The sequence below is a fragment of the Brevundimonas sp. NPDC055311 genome (genome assembly GCF_053645695.1).
On record NZ_JBSHMV010000003.1, the window covers coordinates 448,870 to 465,807 of the forward strand.

At 63.4% G+C, this 16,938-nt stretch carries 16 protein-coding genes; 9 read left to right on the forward strand and 7 right to left on the reverse strand.

Going from position 1 to position 16,938, the window contains the following annotated elements; all coding sequences use genetic code 11:
• The first annotated feature begins 2 nt into the window (after positions 1-2).
• The 5 genes from ACWIDZ_RS13370 (at position 3) to ACWIDZ_RS13390 (ending at position 5,237) form a co-directional block, all read left to right on the forward strand.
• A complete protein-coding gene (locus tag ACWIDZ_RS13370; protein WP_343829306.1) occupies positions 3-497 on the forward strand; it encodes a hypothetical protein in 495 nt (164 codons plus the stop codon).
• Between the two features lie 187 nt (positions 498-684).
• Positions 685-1,353 (forward strand): ABC transporter ATP-binding protein, encoded by a 669-nt coding sequence (locus ACWIDZ_RS13375; protein WP_453989460.1) that lies wholly within the window; start codon positions 685-687, stop codon positions 1,351-1,353.
• Between the two features lie 41 nt (positions 1,354-1,394).
• The gene (locus tag ACWIDZ_RS13380; protein WP_453989461.1) at positions 1,395-2,525 is read left to right on the forward strand and encodes an ABC transporter permease; all 1,131 of its coding nucleotides are present in this window, start codon (positions 1,395-1,397) and stop codon (positions 2,523-2,525) included.
• A gap of 136 nt (positions 2,526-2,661) precedes the next feature.
• Positions 2,662-3,981: a TolC family protein gene (locus ACWIDZ_RS13385; protein WP_454071132.1), complete on the forward strand. Its 1,320-nt coding sequence runs from the start codon at positions 2,662-2,664 to the stop codon at positions 3,979-3,981.
• Entirely contained in the window at positions 3,957-5,237 is a 1,281-nt protein-coding gene (locus ACWIDZ_RS13390; RefSeq protein WP_453989462.1) for an efflux RND transporter periplasmic adaptor subunit, read from the forward strand. The genes ACWIDZ_RS13385 and ACWIDZ_RS13390 overlap by 25 nt, the downstream gene beginning before the upstream one ends.
• Here the strand turns inward: ACWIDZ_RS13390 and ACWIDZ_RS13395 are convergent.
• From ACWIDZ_RS13395 to dsbD, 3 genes are read right to left on the reverse strand one after another with little or no spacing between them, the layout of a single operon-like run.
• The gene (locus tag ACWIDZ_RS13395; RefSeq protein ID WP_453989463.1) at positions 5,234-5,896 is read right to left on the reverse strand and encodes a DsbA family protein; all 663 of its coding nucleotides are present in this window, start codon (positions 5,894-5,896) and stop codon (positions 5,234-5,236) included. The two genes, ACWIDZ_RS13390 and ACWIDZ_RS13395, sit on opposite strands and share 4 nt — an antisense overlap.
• Before the next feature lie 23 nt (positions 5,897-5,919).
• On the reverse strand, positions 5,920-6,714 hold the full coding sequence (locus tag ACWIDZ_RS13400; RefSeq protein ID WP_453989464.1) for a prolipoprotein diacylglyceryl transferase family protein: 795 nt from the start codon (positions 6,712-6,714) through the stop codon (positions 5,920-5,922).
• Positions 6,711-8,603, reverse strand: a complete 1,893-nt coding sequence (gene dsbD, locus ACWIDZ_RS13405) for a protein-disulfide reductase DsbD (RefSeq protein ID WP_453989465.1) — start codon at positions 8,601-8,603, stop codon at positions 6,711-6,713. Before dsbD ends, ACWIDZ_RS13400 begins: the two co-directional genes overlap by 4 nt.
• Before the next feature lie 63 nt (positions 8,604-8,666).
• On the opposite strand from dsbD, the gene ACWIDZ_RS13410 reads away from it, so the two are divergent.
• Genes ACWIDZ_RS13410 through ACWIDZ_RS13420 form a run of 3 tightly spaced genes read left to right on the forward strand, consistent with a single transcriptional unit; the run spans position 8,667 to position 11,181 of the window.
• Positions 8,667-9,320: a response regulator transcription factor gene (locus ACWIDZ_RS13410; RefSeq protein WP_343829313.1), complete on the forward strand. Its 654-nt coding sequence runs from the start codon at positions 8,667-8,669 to the stop codon at positions 9,318-9,320.
• Positions 9,317-10,660 carry an ATP-binding protein gene (locus tag ACWIDZ_RS13415; RefSeq protein ID WP_453989466.1) on the forward strand — a complete coding sequence of 448 codons (1,344 nt, stop codon included), beginning with the start codon at positions 9,317-9,319 and terminating at the stop codon, positions 10,658-10,660. Before ACWIDZ_RS13410 ends, ACWIDZ_RS13415 begins: the two co-directional genes overlap by 4 nt.
• Before the next feature lie 5 nt (positions 10,661-10,665).
• A complete protein-coding gene (locus tag ACWIDZ_RS13420; RefSeq protein ID WP_453989467.1) occupies positions 10,666-11,181 on the forward strand; it encodes a disulfide bond formation protein B in 516 nt (171 codons plus the stop codon).
• Between the two features lie 733 nt (positions 11,182-11,914).
• Here ACWIDZ_RS13420 and ACWIDZ_RS13425 read toward each other — a convergent pair.
• From ACWIDZ_RS13425 to ACWIDZ_RS13440, 4 genes are all read right to left on the reverse strand, one after another.
• Positions 11,915-12,751, reverse strand: coding sequence for an alpha/beta fold hydrolase (locus tag ACWIDZ_RS13425; protein ID WP_453989468.1), 837 nt, complete (start codon positions 12,749-12,751; stop codon positions 11,915-11,917).
• A gap of 153 nt (positions 12,752-12,904) precedes the next feature.
• Positions 12,905-13,408, reverse strand: coding sequence for a hypothetical protein (locus ACWIDZ_RS13430; protein WP_453989469.1), 504 nt, complete (start codon positions 13,406-13,408; stop codon positions 12,905-12,907).
• Positions 13,409-13,495: 87 nt separating this feature from the next.
• Positions 13,496-14,821, reverse strand: a complete 1,326-nt coding sequence (locus tag ACWIDZ_RS13435; protein WP_453989470.1) for an ammonium transporter — start codon at positions 14,819-14,821, stop codon at positions 13,496-13,498.
• 537 nt (positions 14,822-15,358) lie between these two features.
• Positions 15,359-16,393 carry a S41 family peptidase gene (locus ACWIDZ_RS13440; RefSeq protein WP_453989471.1) on the reverse strand — a complete coding sequence of 345 codons (1,035 nt, stop codon included), beginning with the start codon at positions 16,391-16,393 and terminating at the stop codon, positions 15,359-15,361.
• 417 nt (positions 16,394-16,810) lie between these two features.
• Here ACWIDZ_RS13440 and ACWIDZ_RS13445 point away from each other — a divergent pair.
• The coding region (locus ACWIDZ_RS13445) for a DUF2391 family protein (protein ID WP_453989477.1) at positions 16,811-16,938 on the forward strand (128 nt) is incomplete at its 3' end.

Below are 16,938 nucleotides of genomic sequence, written 5' to 3' on the forward strand. Positions count from 1 at the left end.
GCATGTTTAAGAAAATTGCTATTATTGCATCTACAAGTGTGCTGTTTGTCGCCGGCCAAGCTTATGCTGGAATTACTCCTTCTGGAGCCATCAAGGTAAATGTTTCTGGGACTGTTTCTCAGTCTGTTACCTTGACGTGCGCTCAAACTTTTGACGCCACCGTTTCTGGAAATGTCATCACCGTTCATGCTAACGGCAAAAATTTGGGGACAGGGTCGAACTGTAACCTTGTTACCTTTACCAATGACTGGACGGTTACCGCGACGCCGAATGCCAGCGGAGCGAATTTTGTCGTCACGGGTATTAAAGCTAATACTTTAACTGGAAATTGTAACCAGACGTCGGCGAATGTCGTCGGCGGCGCTTGGACCAATGGTTCTCCAGGTTCAGGCTCGATCACCGGTTCGACCGACGGTACGTCCTTCTTCCTGCCGAAGGCTTGCAATATTAATCTTGCGATCACCACGAACCCGAATATCACGGTCACTAATCCTTGATACACGGGGAGCCGCCGTTAGGCGGCTCCCTTTTCAGGGTTTATATAGGGATTCTTCCTCTGGTCTCTTGAGTGTTAGATTATTTGACAGTATCGTGGTGGTATTATTTCAATAATTGATCTGTATATCTTATTATTCGAGTTTCGTGTAACGAGCGCTTTACTTGTAAAATGGGGTTCGTGTATTCTTGTTAATAGTTAATTCGGTCACGAAATACTATGATCAGAATGCTGTCCTGCAGAATGCTTCACTGTCCCTGCTAGATGGAACTTTTGCCGCTCTGGTCGGGTCGTCGGGCTCAGGTAAGAGCACCCTCTTGAATCTTATCGGTCTTCTGGATCGACCCGATAGCGGCGATGTGGTCATCGATGGTCGGTCGGTCGCCGTTCTGTCCTCGATCGAGGCTGCGCGTTTTCGCAATGAGCTGATCGGCTTTGTCTTCCAATCCTTCCATCTACTCTCGCGCCTGACCGCATGGGAAAACGTGGCTTTGCCGCTGTTTCATCGCGGGGTGGGACGGGCTGAGCGTAGAACGGCGGCCTTGGCCATGTTGGACCGGGTGGGGTTGTCTGATCGTATTGGGCATCGCCCTGAACAATTATCTGGCGGACAGCGTCAGCGCGTAGCCATCGCACGTGCCCTGGTGACTGAGCCGCGTCTGATCCTCGCAGACGAGCCTACCGGCAATCTGGACAGCGCGACGGGCTTGCAGGTCATGGACCTGTTGCGTCAGCTGAACCGCGACCTCGGCGTCACCATACTGATGGTCACCCATGATCGTGACATGGCGAAGCTTTGCGATAGGGTGATCGAAATCCGCGATGGCCGGGTTCTGCCGCAAGAGGAACAGGGGTGAGGGGAAGGGGCGTCGGTCTGGGAGAACTGGCGCTGGAAGCCTTGGCCAATCTGCGCGGCCAGGGGAGGCGTTCAGTCCTGGCGCTGCTAGGCGTGGTCATTGGCTCAGCCGCCATCGTCGCCCTGATGAACATCGCTCACATTGCTCAGTTGGAGGCCTTGAAGAGCTTTCGTCAGACAGGCGTGGATGTTCTGTCTGTGCAAAGCGAGGGGCTCGGCAGCATGGATCCTGCCTTGATCGAGAGACTGGTGCGGCAGGACCCCGCCGCCGTCTTGGCGGCGCCATTGACCACGACGAGTCTGGGCGTCGTCGCAGACCAGAAGTCTAGCAACTTCACTGTGGCGGGGGTGACCTCTGCTATTGGCGTCATGGCCGGTTTGTCGACGACGAAAGGACGGATGCTGCGCCAGGTGGATGATTGCAGCTTCGTGGCGGTTGTGGGCCAGAAGGCGGCAGCGGATCTGTCGGCGCCGGGCGCTGAGGTCGGGCCGGGCAGTATGCTCCGTATCGGCGGTTACGGGTTTACTGTCGTGGGCGCTCTGGCGCCTGTGCCGCATCAGGTGATGAGCCCTGTTCAGTTCGACAGCGCAATTCTGATTCCTCTGGCCTGCGCCCGCCGAGTCATGCCGAACGACGGTGCGACGGGGGCGATGATCCGGTTGCGCCCTGATGCGGACACGGCCGCCGCCGTGACGCGCTACACGGCCGCATTATCGACGCCTCAGGCGCCTGTGCGGGTTCAGGACGCCCGATCGATGATCCAGGCGATGAAGAAACAAATGGCCATGCTGGGCGGAGTCCTGGTGGCGATCGGCTCCATTTCTCTGCTGGTCGGCGGGGTTGGGGTCATGAACGTTATGTTGATGACCGTGATGGAGCGGCGCCGCGAAATCGGCCTGCGGGCCGCCATCGGCGCGACGCCCGGCGACATCCGCATGATGTTCTTGATCGAGGCGGTCGTCCTGGCTCTGGGAGGTGGCGTGCTGGGCGATGTGTTGGGCGTGGGGCTGACGTGGTTGGCGACGCTGTTCCTGCCTTTTGAATTTGCGGTGAACTGGGGCGTCATGATTCTGGGGGCGGGGGTCGCAGCGAGTGTGGGACTGGTGTTCGGTCTCTATCCCGCCATTGCGGCGTCGCGGATTCTGCCGATTGAGGCTCTGCGTGGGGACTAGAGTTTTCGTAAACCTGGGCGTGTCGAGCCTCTTGGCGATGATCGCGGTGGACGCGCGCGCCCAGGCGACGCCCGGTCCGATTTCACCCGTGGTCTTGCCGTCCGCCGCGCCTATTCCGGCGGGAGCGCCGCTGGAGTTGACGCTGGATGAAGCCGTCGCCCTGGCCCTGCGTTATAATCGCGGAATCCGCTCGGCCTACCTGCAGCGGGTGGTTCAGCGTTTCGACCTGCGCGTAGCCGAGCGCGCCTTCGTCCCTCAAGGCGGGATCGGCATCGAGGTCGTGCAGCGACGTCAGGATGGCGAGACCGACGGCGACATCGTCATCAGCCCCTCAGCATCCTGGCGTACGCCGTTGGGAGGGACGGTGAACTTCGTATGGGCTCGGGCAGACCCTTTGATCGGCGAGGGGGCTGAGTATGAAACGGCGGGAGTAAGTCTGAGTCAGCCCTTGCTGCGCGGCGCTGGTTTGGCGGTCAACATGGCCCCGGTCCGCATTGCTCGTCTTCAGGAAGAGATCAACCGGCTGCAGTTGGAGGCGACGGTCGCCGGGACGGTCAGCGCCGTCATCACATCCTATCGCGCCTTGATCCAGGCTCAGGAGCAGGTGCGCCTGGCCGAAGAAGCTCTGGCGCGGACCCGGATACTGCTCGAAACGAACCAGGCGCTTATCGCGGCAGGGCGTATGGCGGCTTCCGACATCGTTCAGACAGAGTCCGGCGTAGCCAATCAGGAAGTGGCCGTGTTGCAGGCGCGCCAGCAGGTGGTTTCGGCCCAACTGGGACTTCTGCAATTGCTGGCCCTGGCCTCCCGCACCAATGTCGTGGCGGTCGATCCCGTTGCGGCGGCCCGTGTTGAGGTGGATCTGGATAGCGCGATGGCGACGGCCTTTTCGTCGCGCATTGATCTTCTGGCCCAGCGCACGTCTCTGGAACAGATGCGTCAGTCGCTCATTGTCGCGCGTAATCAGCGGCTTTGGGACGTGTCGCTGGAAGCCTCGGCCACGCGTGATGACGGCCCCAGGTTCCTTGATCGCTTTAATGAAACCGACACGAGGGTCGGACTGCGGCTGAATATTCCGATCGGTGATCTATCAAGGCGCCAAAGCTGGCTGGCGGCGGACACCAATATGCAGACGGCTGAACTGGCCTTCGAGGAAATGAAGCAGTCGGTGGAAAGCCAGGTGCTGGACGCGGTTCAGTCGGTTGAGGCCAGTTGGCTTCAGGTGGAGGCGGCGCGGCGGGCTCGCGCCTTGTCGGAGCAGGCTCTAGAGATCGGACAGGAACGCCTGCGTTTCGGCAGGGCCTCGAACTTTGAAGTCCTGTCTCTGCAGGCCGACCTGCGCGCCGCCGATGCTCAGCAGTTGTCGGCCAACATCGCGTACCTCAATGCGCTGACAGCGCTGGATCAGCAAATCGGGAGCACGCTTGAGACATGGCGCATTTCCTTGAACGACTGAAATCTCGCAAAGTGCAGGGCGCCCTGGCTGTTGTGGCGGTTCTGACCGCTGGAGCCGCGTTCGGCTTGACGCGCGGCGGGGCGGACCAGGGCGCGATGGAGGAGCAGCGCGCCACGATGACACGCGCGCCTTTTATTGTTTCCGTCAACTTTTCAGGCCGGGTGACGCCTGGCGAGCGTATTGATCTGAGCGCTCCGTTCGACGCCCGGGTGACCCGCGTCCTGTTTGAATACGGCGATCAGATCGATGTCGGGCAGCGCTTGCTGGAACTTGACGCCGCGGATGTCCTGCGGAGTCGGGCGGAAGCGGAATCCGCCTGGCTGAAGGCGGACGCCGAGGCTGACCGAATGGCCGGTTGGGAAGGAGGCGTAGAAGTGCGTCGCGCGACCCGGACGATCGCCGCCGCCGAAGCTGACCTGAGCGACCTTGAGGCGAAAATCGCGGAGACCCAGGCGTTGCTCGAGCGAGGGCTTGTGCCCCGAAGCGAGCATGAGGGGCTTCTACAGCAACGGCGCCAGCGCGAAGCCGCGCTTGTTTCCGCGCGCGAAGATCTCGCTGAAACGCTCAGGCGAGCCGGCGCTGGAGAAAAGCGTCTTGCATCGCTGCAACGCGCTGTCGCTGCGGCGCAGTATGATGCAGTGCGAGACGGGGGCGACGGCGTCATCATCGCGCCGCAGGGCGGCGTGATCGTCCGGCCGGAGTCGCAAGGCGAAAGCGCCGACAAGGTCGTGCGGACCGGAGGGCGTGTCGCCAAAGGGCAATCCTTAGCGGTGATCGCCAGCACAGCTGCGCTTGACGTGGTTTTCACGCTCGATGAGCTGGACCTCAACGCCATTCAACCCGGACAGAAGGCCGTCGTCACCGGGCCTGGCTTCGGCGGACAGACCTTGACGGGAGTCGTCACAGGCGTCGCGGGCGAGGCCAGTATGGAAGCTGGCGCGAACAAGGCCGTGTTTGAGGCGCGCGTGAGGCTGGATCCCCTGTCGCCCGAAGCCGCGCGGGCTGTGCGGATCGGCATGACCGCCAACATCTCGATCGTGGCCTATGAAAATCCGAGCGCCCTGGTTGCGCCCCCTGAGGCGGTCCAGGGGGCTGCGCCCAACGCCTTCGTCATGGTTCGGGCGCGCGGCGCCGAGCCCGTCCGGCGCGATATTGTCGTGGGCCAGGTCGGTCCGATGGGTGTCGAGGTGTTGTCGGGGCTCAAGGCGGGCGACGTCGTCGTTTGGACGCCGCCGCCGCAGTCCTTGCAGCCTTAACGCAGAGGTTGGCCTGTGCGCAGGCGGGCGATGATGGCTTCGAGCTGGGCTCGCGGCATTCCGCCCGGGATCAGATAGCCGTTGATGATGAAGGCGGGGGTGCCTTGCAGACCCATGGCCATGGCTTCCTGCATATTGAGCATCAGCACGTCGTCGATCTCGGCGCGGTGCGTCGCCAGATCCTGGTCTAACCGCGCCAGATCAACCCCGGCGCCTTGAAGCAGGCGGCGTATCTCATCGTCGGTGACCCGCGAGGGATGCTTCATGAACGCGGCGTGGACCGCGTGATACTTGCCTTGATAACCGGCGGCCAGGGCGGATCGGGCGGCGTTCTCCGATACGGCGCCGAAGATGGCCCAGTCCTTATAGAGAACCCGGAGCTTGGGGTCCGTCTTTAGAACCTCGTCGATTTCGACGTACATCTTCTTGCAGTAGGGGCAGTTGTAGTCGACGTACCCGATGATGGTGACGTCAGCGTTCTCGGCGCCCAGGAACGGCGTGGCCGGATTGTGCAACAGATCGTCGAAGCCTGTCCTGGCGATGGGCGGCATGTCCTGAACGACCGCTGTCCCGGCGGCGCCGTTGTCGGCATCGGCGGGGCTGCAGGCGGCCAGCGCCGCCGCGGCTGCAGCGAGGGCGGGGACGAATTTGCGGATCATGGGACTTCCTTTGAGCATGCGGGCTAGTTCAGACGCGCGATTTCGGTCGCGATCTGCTCGGGGGCGATTTCACCCAGATGAGCCTTGGCCAGACGGCCGTCGGCGTGAAGAAACAGGGTCACGGGAATGCCGACTGTTCGATAGTGGCGCGGAACCTCCATCGCCGTGTCGAACAGGACGGATTGAAGGTTCAGATCTTCATTCGTCAGGAAGCGACGCACGACGACATCGCCTTCGCCCTGATTGATGAAAAGGAAGCGTACGTCCGGGTGTTCGATCTGGGCCTGCGCCAGGGCGGGCATTTCCCGACGGCAGGGCGGGCACCAGGTCGCCCACAGGTTGATCACGACGGGACGACCGTCGACAGCCGACAGGTCGACAGGCGGCCCCTCAAGCGCGCTCAGGGTGAGATGGGGCGGAGGCAGGGGCTCGGTGGCGGAGACCAGTTGATAGGCTGTCGTCCAAACGAGCGCGCCGACCGCCAACGGCGCCAGGGCCCAGGCGCGTTCTTGCCTGGTCCGCAGCAGCACGACCATCGCGGCGATGATGACCGGCACGGCCCATATCCAGCTGAAGCCGCCTTGCCAGACCGCCAGGGCGCGCCACGGATCGTCCTGGAAATACTCCCAATGGGTCAGGACATGACCGAGGCGAGCGGCTGCGATACCGCCGAAGGCGACGACGCTACTCCAGAGATTGAAGCGAGGGCTGACGCGAGTGGCGAGAAGGCCCGTTCCAACGATGAAGACGAAGACGCCGGCCAGGATGGCGAAACGTTCGCCTGACAGGACCAGCGGGCCCAGGGAGACGGCGTTCATGACCTCGCCCCGGCGTGTTCCAACGCCGTCTGGACCTGTTGGGCCGTCATATCGCCGATCAGGCGGGCTCCGGTCGCCTCGGTGGATGAAGCGGTCAGGAAGATCATGGTCGGCGGCCCGGCCACCCTGTAGCGCTTCATCAGGTCGCGTGTCTCAGCCGTATTTCGGGTAACGTCGACCTTGATCAGGTCTGCAGCGGCGAACGCAGCGATCGTCGCTGGATCGGCCAGAACGCGACGATCAACGGCCTTGCAGATCGTGCACCATTCGGCGGTGAAGTAGAGGACGGCCGGACGGCGGACATCGGCGGCGCGAGCCAGGGCCTGCTCCAGCGTCGCCTGATCCTCGACGATAGCGGTCGGGACGACAGATGGCGTCGCGGCCGCGCCTGAATTGGCCGACATCAGAGGCGCAAGCGGCCGCCAGGGGTCGACCGCGCCGAGACCGAGGCCGATCAGGATGAGGGCACCCCATAGGCTCGCCGCCAGTCCGGCGCTTCGGGCGAGGTTCGAGATCAGATTGTTCGTCGCGGGGCTGAAGAGCCCGAGCACAGCGGCGGCGGCGAAGCTGAGCGCCGCCCCCGTCGCCAGGGTGACGGCCGGCGGCAGGATACGTCCGGCCAACCACCAGGCCATGCCCAGGAACGCGAAGCCGAAAGCCATCTTGACCCGGTCCATCCAGGGACCCGCCTTCGGCAGGAAGCGAGCTCCGGCGGTGCCGAACACGATCAGGGGCACGCCCTTGCCCAGCCCCAGGAAAAACAAGGCCGCCGCGCCCAGAACCACGTCTCCCGTCTGGGCGATATAGAGCAGAGCTCCGGCCAGCGGTGCGGTGACGCAAGGGCCGACGATCAGGGCTGAAACGAAACCCATGGCGGCGGCGGACGGCGCTGAACGCCGCCCCTGTCCTTCTTCGCGCGAGAAGCGACTGGTCCATGCCGAAGGCAGTTGCAGTTCGAACCCGCCGAACATGGAGATCGCCAGGGCCAGGAAGATGAGGCTGAGGCCGCCGACGGCCCAGGCCGATTGCAGGGCGACCTGCAGGTTCTGACCCGACCAGGCGGCCGCGACGCCCAGCAAGGCGAAGGCGGCGGCCAGACCCAGAACATAGGCTATCGACAGGATCAGGCCTCGCCTTGTTCCTCGGCCGTCCACGCCGCGACCGATGACGCCCGCGAGGATCGGGTACATGGGAAAAACGCACGGGGTGAAGGCCAGCAGAAGGCCGAAGCCGAAGAAGGCGGCCAGCACCCACACAGCGCCGCCTTTCAGCGCCAGGCTGTCGAGGCCGTCCGAGGTCGGAACCGCCTTAGACGGTGCGAGAGGCGACGGCTCAGGGGCTGCCGGTGCGACCAATGGCCCGGTCGGCTCGGTCGAGACGTCCTTCGGCGGTTGAACGACGGAGACGACAGGCGTGGCCGGCGCGGGCGTCGTCGGTGCCGATGCCGGCAATTTCGGTTTCGCGGGCGTTTCGACGGTCCGCGTCGTCGGAGGATAGCAGATGGCGTCCTCAAGACAGCCCTGGAAGGTGATGTCGATCGAACGGGGCGCGCCCGCCGCAGCCAGGGTCTCGGCCGACAGGACCGCGCGGCCCTTGCCGTACCAGACGTCCACGACGCCGAAACCTGGATCATCCTTGCGCTCGCCAGGAGCCAGTCTCAGCGGCAGGGCGTCCGTGGCGCCTGACGCCATTGCGGCTGTATGATCCCGATAGAGGTAGTGTCCCGGCGCGATGGTCCAGTCGAACGCCACATCGCCGTCGGCTTGGCGCGACACCTTGAGCACGAAGGCCTGGTCGAGAGGCAAGGGCGCTTGCGCCAATGCTGATCCGCCCAAACCGATGATGAGCAGAAGCAGCATGACGCTGACGAAGCGTTGGAGAGACATCATGGCGGGGACAGGTCGTAGAATGAACTTAAGTCAGGCTTAAGCCGCGACCCGCAAATCGAAATCATGAGAATTCTCGCCATTGAAGACGATCCGGTTCTGGCCGACGGGCTGAGCGTCGGCCTGAGCGCTTGCGGCTGGACCGTCGAACAGGTCGCCACGGTCGAGGAGGCGAGGGCGGCGCTGGAGGCGTCGGGCTTCGACGCGGTCGTGCTGGATCTCGGCCTTCCGGACGGCGACGGTCTGTCGGTGCTGCGATATGCGCGCGAGCGAGACATGGATGTCGGCGTCGTGGTGTTGTCCGCGCGCGACGACAGTCGCGACCGCATACAGGCGCTTGACGCCGGCGCGGACGATTATGTGGGCAAACCCTTCGACCTTGACGAACTCGCCGCCCGACTGAGGGCGGTTCGGCGGCGGTTGCTGGGACGGTCATCGCCCGCCTTGCGTCACGGGGATCTGACCCTTGATCCAAAGGCCCGACTGGCCTGGCGTGGGGATGGCGACCTGTCGTTGTCGCGTCGCGAGTTCGCCGTTCTCGAAGCTCTGATGGAGCGGCCGAGCCAGGTGCTTTCGCGCGCGCAACTCGAAGAGCGGCTCTATGGCTGGCAGGAGGATATCGGCTCGAACGCCGTCGAGGTTCATATTCATCATCTACGCGCCAAGCTGGGCGCCGGCTTCATCCGCACGGTTCGCGGCGTCGGCTATACGCTGCAATGAAATCGATCCGCTTCAGGCTGTTCGCCACACTGGCTCTCGTCACCGCCCTGGTATGGGGCGGGGCGGTTCTGTGGGCCGAGGTGCATACCCGCGCCGAGGTGCAGCAGGTTCTGGACAGCCGTCTGATGGAATCCGCCCGCATGGTGTCCTCGATGATGCGGGCGGGCGATGTTCGTCCTGTCATCCAGGCCTCTGAAACGAAGGCCGGCCACGTCTATGATCGCCAGCTCTCCTGTCAGATCTGGTCGATGGACGGCCAGTTGCTGGGACGATCACAAAGCGCGCCCGTAGAGCAGTTGTCCGGCGGAGAGGACGGGTTCTCCGAGCGCGAGATTCTAGGGGAGCGATGGCGCGTCTATACCGTCAGCGATCCGCAGGCCGGATTTCGGGTGATGGTCGGCGACAATCTGGCGGTCCGCGAACATCTGGTCGGAAGCGTCGTGACGGGCCTGATCGGACCGGCGGTTCTGGGTCTGGCGGCGCTGGGCGCCCTGATTTGGTGGTCGGTCGGGCGAGGCTTGGCGCCGGTCCGCCAGATGACCGACGCTTTGAGCGCGCGCGATGCCGATGATCTGGCTCCCATCGACGTGTCCCACGGCGCCCGTGAGTTGCAGCCGTTCGTCCTGGCCTTGAACGAGTTGATCGGCCGCCTGGGCGCCGCACGGCGCCGAGAGGCCGAGTTCACTGCGGCGGCGGCGCATGAACTGCGAACGCCGCTGGCGGGTCTGCGGATACAGGCGCAGATCGCCGCCGCTACGGACGACCCGTCGATCCGGCGACATGCGCTTGAGCAGATCCAGACCTCGGTCGATCGCACGGCGCGGCTGGTGGCGGGGCTGCTGGCGCTGGCGCGCGAGGATGAGACCCCGATCCGGGACGAAAACCGCCGATTGATCACCCTGAGGCAGGCCTTTCCTGCGGCCGCCTCGGATGAAAGGGTTCAGTTCTTCGGGGAGGACGGCCTTCTGTATGTCGATCCTGTTCGCTTTGGCGCGGCCGCCGACAATCTGCTGGCGAACGCCCGGCGTCATGCGGACAAGCGGATACGCATCGGACTGGAAATGACGCTCCGGTCCTCGCGTCTGGTCGTCGAGGATGACGGGGCGGGGGTGGCTGCGGACGAGCTTTCACGACTTGGACAGCGCTTCTTTCGGGGAGCCGGCGGTCGTCATCAAGGGGCGGGGCTGGGACTGTCGATCGTTCTGGCGACGATCAAGGCCCATGGCGGCGAAGTTCGCTTTCTGAACTCGCCTCTGGGCGGCTTGCGCGTCGAGCTCTTGCTCGATCGGATCAACATCCGCAGCGACGGCTCCGGCGGGAAAGGGCGAAAGCCGGATTGACGCCCATGCTGTCGAGCGATCCGATCATTGCATTCACACGGCGACGCTGGCAGGCAAAGCTATATCGGGTGGGGCGCAGGTGCCCTGGGGTTGATGGGATTGGAGCTGGCGTGAACAAGATCATGAGTTTGCTGGGAAGCGCCCTTTTGAACCGGCGAATCGTGGGCGCCGCCATTCTTGCCGTGGTCCTGTTCACCCTGGCTGTCGATCTGGCTGGCCTGGTCTTCCCGTGCCCCTACTGTCGGGTCCAGCGGTTCGCTCTTGGCGTCCTGGCGCTCATCTTGATGCTGAAATCATATGACGCCCTGTGGTCGCGCTATATCGCCGCCGTCGTCGGAATGATGGGCCTGGTCGTCGGGATCAGCCAGAATTTCAATCATATCAAGAAGATCAACAATGGCAGCTTTGACTGGTCCGCCCTTTGGATCGGTCACCCCTGGATATTGTCAGGTCTGGCGATCCTGGCTTTGACTTGGCAGCTCTTCCTGATTTTCGACGTCGATAGGCGCTCGGCTCGGTAAGACCCGCCCGGGTGGGTGCTCTGGGCGGCAGCAGTAGTGAGTAGGGCAAGACAGCCGCTCCAGCGGGGGTGAGCGCCCCAGTGTGCAGCAGTCGCCCCCTGAACGGATCGCAGGCGCCTAGCGATTGATGTCATCTCAGCGGAGATGCTCTTTTCGTGCGGCAAATCCGCATGGCCAATCCCGCCACCAGTGATGGTCTGGTTGTCATGGGCTAACAGGATTGGGGAGAGGATCGGCGCGCTTCCGGAAATAGCGAATATTTCCGAGGCCGTAACACCCCCGAGTGGCTCCGCTTCGCGGAAGCTTTTCGAACTATCTGCCTTCTGCCAAATCGAGAAGTAGGGGCTTTGTTTGAGATGGTACGATTCTTCTATGAGGAACGACGGGAGGCTCCTGATCTCCCACCAACTTGAATCGTGTGCCTCTTCATGCGGGACCGTGTTTGCCGAGGAGCACGCACCGACATTTCTCGCCGGGCAGGATCATCGGCCAATACCAACAAGGACAGCGCCCTCCCGCACTTACAACTTCCCTGGTTATACCAATCTAGGGAGCAATAAACCTGCAAGTTCAGTGGCTTGCAGGGTTTTTTGCGTTCTGTATCCGCGCAGTGCCTTTGGGCCGTTTTCAATCGGTCAGGGGAGAAGTGGGGCGCCGTCCCGAAGGAAGGCGCGCCTTTGCCGATCCAGTACGGCCACGTCCGCGTCCGGAGGGATCATGTGGACGTCGTCCCTCATCCCTTGATGAAGGCCAGGATGTCCGCGTTCACCACATCGGCGTTAACTGTCAGCATGCCGTGCGAGAATCCGGGATAGATGATCAGCTTGCTGTTCTGCAGCAGCTTGTCCTGCATCAGGGCGGCGGTCTTGTAGGGCACGACCTGATCATCATCGCCTTGCAATATCAGGGTCGGCACGGTGATCGCCTTCAGGTCTTCGGTCTGATCGGTTTCCGAGAAGGCCTTGATGCCTTCATAGTGGGCTTTGGTGCTGCCCATCATGCCCTGACGCCACCAGTTGTCGATCACGCCCTGTGAGACGTCTGCGCCGGGGCGGTTGTAGCCGTAGAAGGGGCCGGCGGGCACGTCGATGAAGAACTGCGCCCGATTGGCGGCCAGGGCGACACGGAAGCCATCAAACACCTCGATCGGCGTGCCGTCAGGATTACTGTCGGTCTTGACCATCAAGGGCGGCACGGCGCTGACCAGCACGGCGCTGGCGACGCGGCCCTGGGGCTGGCCGAACCGGGCGACGTAGCGCGCCACCTGTCCGCCGCCGGTCGAGTGACCGATATGGATGGCGTTCTTCAGGTCCAGATGCTCGGCAACAGCCGAGGCGTCGGCGGCGTAGTGATCCATGTCGTGCCCGTCGCCGACCTGTTCCGAACGCCCATGCCCGCGCCGGTCATGGGCGACGACGCGATAGCCCTGCTTGAGGAAGAAGAGCATCTGGTTGTCCCAGTCGTCTGCCGACAGCGGCCAGCCGTGGTGGAAATGGATTGGCTGAGCCTCTTTGGGGCCCCAGTCCTTGTAGAAGATGTCGACACCGTCGGAGGTGGTCACGAAGGGCATGGGTGTTCTCCTGAGGTTATCGGAATTGGCCGGCGGCCGTGATTGGAGTCGGCATGTGAGGGACAAGTTGGGCGTCTTGCGTGACATCCAACTGGACCAGGGTTGAAGCGCCGAGGCCGTCGAGCAGTTGCGTCAACGGCCCGCCTTCTCGCTTCAGTGTGATCCCTGAAGGCAGGACCTGCTGGGCGAAGCGCAGGGTGTTGGACTGCACGCAATCTGGCGCCGCTGGCCGTCGATGCGGTTCAACATGGTGTTGGTTCCCATGCGCGACTGCGAGGGAAGTGTTCGGAACTTCGGCGTCGGCAGACTGAGGCTGATGTCCGGCGTCCCGTCCGGCACGGCGACCGAGGCCGTAATCCGGGACCAGAAGGCGACATCGATCGGGGTCAGCCACTTGGGCGGTTGATCGCCCTCGACACCGCGCAGACGGGCAATGTCGGTGTTGACCGGGAGGGCAAGGAGGTGGGCGAAGAAGCTGCGGCGCTTCATCGACCGTACCAATTCCACCGCATGCGAGCCGCGTGCCTGGGGGCGTCGGACGGCCACGACGACCGAGGCCTCGTTGTAGGGATCGTTGTCGCAGACCCGATAGGCGAAGATCGTCAGCGCCACGAGTCCGTAGCCGGGCAGGGCGCGCAGCGGCTCCAGTATGTCCACGAGGCAGGCCTTGCTCCCGGCGCTCATTGTTCTGACTTTGCCTGCTATGCTTGTCGACGCGGAAAAAAAAGGCGGTTTGCGGCGGAGCTAGGGCAGGACCTCACCGTGCTCGCTGTAGTCGAGGCCCTCGATCTCGGCCTCCGTCTGGACCCTGAGGCCGACTGTATATTTGCAGATCATGAGCACCATGAAGGTGCCTGCTGCGCTCCAGATCATGGCGCCGCTCAGGCCGATGGCCTGTTTCAGGACGGTGGCCCCTTCGGCGGCCGGATTGATGGCGGCATTGGCGAAGACGCCGGTCAGCAAGGCTCCCGCAATTCCTGCGACGCCATGCACCCCGAAGGCGTCCAGGCTGTCGTCATATTTGAGCTTATGCTTGAGCCAGACTGCGCCGGCATAGGCGATCGGACCTGAGATAAGGCCGATCAGGAAGGCGCCCTTAGGGTCGACAAAGCCGGCGGCGGGGGTGATGGCGACCAAGCCGGCCACGACGCCGGTCAGCAGACCCAGAAGAGTTGGTTTCTTCTTCAATGTCCACTCCACCGCAATCCAGCCGACGGCGGCGGCTGCGGGAGCCAGCAGGGTGTTGAAGACGGCGACGGCGGCGATCTCATTGGCGCCCGCGGCCGAGCCCCCGTTGAAGCCCATCCAACCGACAAACAGCAGTCCGGTGCCGATGGCGGTGAAGGCCAGGTTATGCGGGGCCATGTTGTCCCGGCCCCAACCGTGTCGCGGGCCGAGTACGACGGCGCAGACCAAGCCGGCCACCCCGGCGTTGACGTGAACGACGGCGCCGCCCGCGAAATCGAGCACGCCCAGTTCTCCCATCCAGCCGCCACCCCAGACTTGATGGCAGATCGGCGCGTAGACGATCAGGTGCCACAGGGTGAAGAACAGCACGCTGGCCGAGAATTTGATGCGCTCGGCGAAGGCTCCCGCGATCAGGGCCGGAGTAATGATGGCGAAGGTCAGTTGATAGCCGATCCACAGAAACTCGGGCAGGCCCGGGGTCAGGGCGTGGGCGGTGTGGGTTCCGACCCCGTTGAGAAACAAGGCTTGAAGCCCTCCCACGAAGTTGTTGGCCGCGCCGTTGATCGTACCGAACGACAGGGCGTAGCCGGCGACGAACCATAGGACGGTGACGATCGCCATGGCCGCCGTGGAATGAGCGATGGTGGCGATCAGGTTCTTTTTCCGAACCATGCCGCCGTAGAAGAGGGCCAGGCCCGGCAGCGTCATCATGAGCACCAGGGCCGTCGATGTGAGAATCCAGGCTGTGCCCGAGCCGTCCAGCGCCAAGGGGACCTGGTGTTCCAGTAGGGGCGGCGCGGCCGCCAGGGCTGGCGCTGAAAGCGCAACGGCGAAAAGACCGCAACAGAATGCTGCGGCCTTGGAAATCGTCTGTGAGGTCATGAGGGTCTCGGGGAGAAGACGCGGGAAAAATGATGTCAGGCGGGCTGGGCGGGGCTGACGCAGGCTTGAGCGGCCTCGCCGGCGGTCGGTTCTGGCGTGATCTCCGCAAGGACGCGTGTGCGCTGCTCTCCCAGCCACGGTGGTTCGCTGCGGAACACAACTGGGTGGAATGATCCCGATTTTTGCATCTGCGTATTAAAGGGTGCGGCAGCTAACTTGGCAAAAGATTTTTTACCGGCCTCGGAGACGCGATATCATACGGGGAATAATTGCCTGATATTTTCTCGATCCTAAAACATATGATCAAATTTTAGGTTGCGATGCGATAATGAAATGCGCAGGTTCAGGGCCGCTCAATAACTGCTCGGCGCCCGCCGGGCGTCCCCATTTTCTGGCGTCTTCCTGGGTGAAATCCAGAAACGCTCCAGTGGACCACGCCCAATGGGCCTGGGCAGAAGGTGGACGTTTATCTGGCTGACGGTGAGCGGCGGTGTTGGACGCGAACGAAACTCCGGGTCTTGCCTCCAGGGCAGGAGCCTATTTGCAGGCGGGCTGGAGGGCGAGCCAGGCGCGGGCGGCGTTCACGGCATCTTCGCCACCATCGATGACCTGATCCGGCTCGATACCATCAGGATAGGCTCGGCCGTTTCGATCCACCATCATGGCCGTGGTCACGACCACATTGGCGCCGTCGACCAGAGGATACCCTTCGTTCGAGGAGGCGACGCCATAGGTTCGGGCGCCGAATCTGCGGGTGAGCGCCCGGCCGGCGAAGGCGATCGCAACGCCCTCGCCGGAACTGGCGGTCGCGTCATCCAGCAGAAGCGCGACGGGGGAGGCGGCGAGCGACGGGATCGGGCGCCACTCGTCGATCGACATCATTGTGAGGCCGCGCCCCTGTTCGGCGAGCACGACTGCGGAGCCTTCCTTCAGCGTGGCATAGTCCTCGATCCGCCCGTCGACGTCTTCGCTCCGACCCTGCGGACCGTCCCCGAGCAGACCCGAAAGTCCGATCAGCATCGGCCACACATTGCCGCCCGTATTGCCTCTCAGGTCCAGGACATAGCCGCAGCTGCGCGGGCCGGCGTTGGCGACCGCGCCGAACAGGCGAGAGGCGTAGGCGATGGCCTTTTCACCAAAACCAGAGACGGACGGCACGGTGATCAACTCGGCGTCATGATCGGGGCCGATAGCAAGCGTGTGGGCTTCTATCTCCGCCCGCTTCATGAACGGCGAACCTGGACGAGGCCGAGGCGGCGCGTCAGGCATGAGCGGGCGGTCGCCGTATCGCTCGCGCCAGGCGGCGATCGCGTCGGGGGTCGGTTGGACGAAGGAATGGCCGTCGCCCAATCCAGCCGCCAAGGCCGCCCAGGCCGGAAGCATGTCGATGTCGTCGCGGGCGCCTTCGGCGCGATGGCGCATATCCTCGGCCAGGGCGTCCCAGTCGACCTGCCGACTGCGATAGGCCACGGGGCGAACGACAGCGATGGCGTCTTTGATGCGCGTCTCGGCGTCGAAACGTTCGGAAGGCTGCTGGATCAGCGACACGGCGGCGAGAAGGGGAAGGAGCATGACGGACCAGAATGATGTTCAGGCTTGGTAGTCAGCGGCGCCGGCGCGCGGCCAGTTAAATCTCGGTCATGCGGGCAGATTAAAGGTCAGCAACGGGCTGGGCGCGGTTCAAGCGCTTGGCCGCTACCGGTGTCGGCTTTCGGCGCCGATGCCAATGATCGCTCAAGGCGCGTTGCTGACCTTGGTGGCTCGTCGCGCCGAACGTCCTCCAGCGGGGGAGTGGACCTCAACATCGTCGCAGAGTAATCAGGGCACGACGACCGACATCCCTGCTTTGACGCGATCCAGAGCCACAAGGGTTCGGTAGCTGGCCGCAAGGTCGTTCTCAGCGAACAACCGTCGGGTCAGGCTGAACTAAGGGGCACAGCCCTTGCGGGAGCCGAAACCGGACGGCGGCGTTGCTTGGGAATGACTTCGATGCAGGACGCCGCACGAGCGGAAGGCAGCGGTTTCGGCGGCGCGCTGCTGTTCAGCCTGCCCCTGCTGATGACGATGGAGATGTGGGCGCTCGGCTTCGCTGCGGAGCCGGAGCGGCGTCTCGTCTT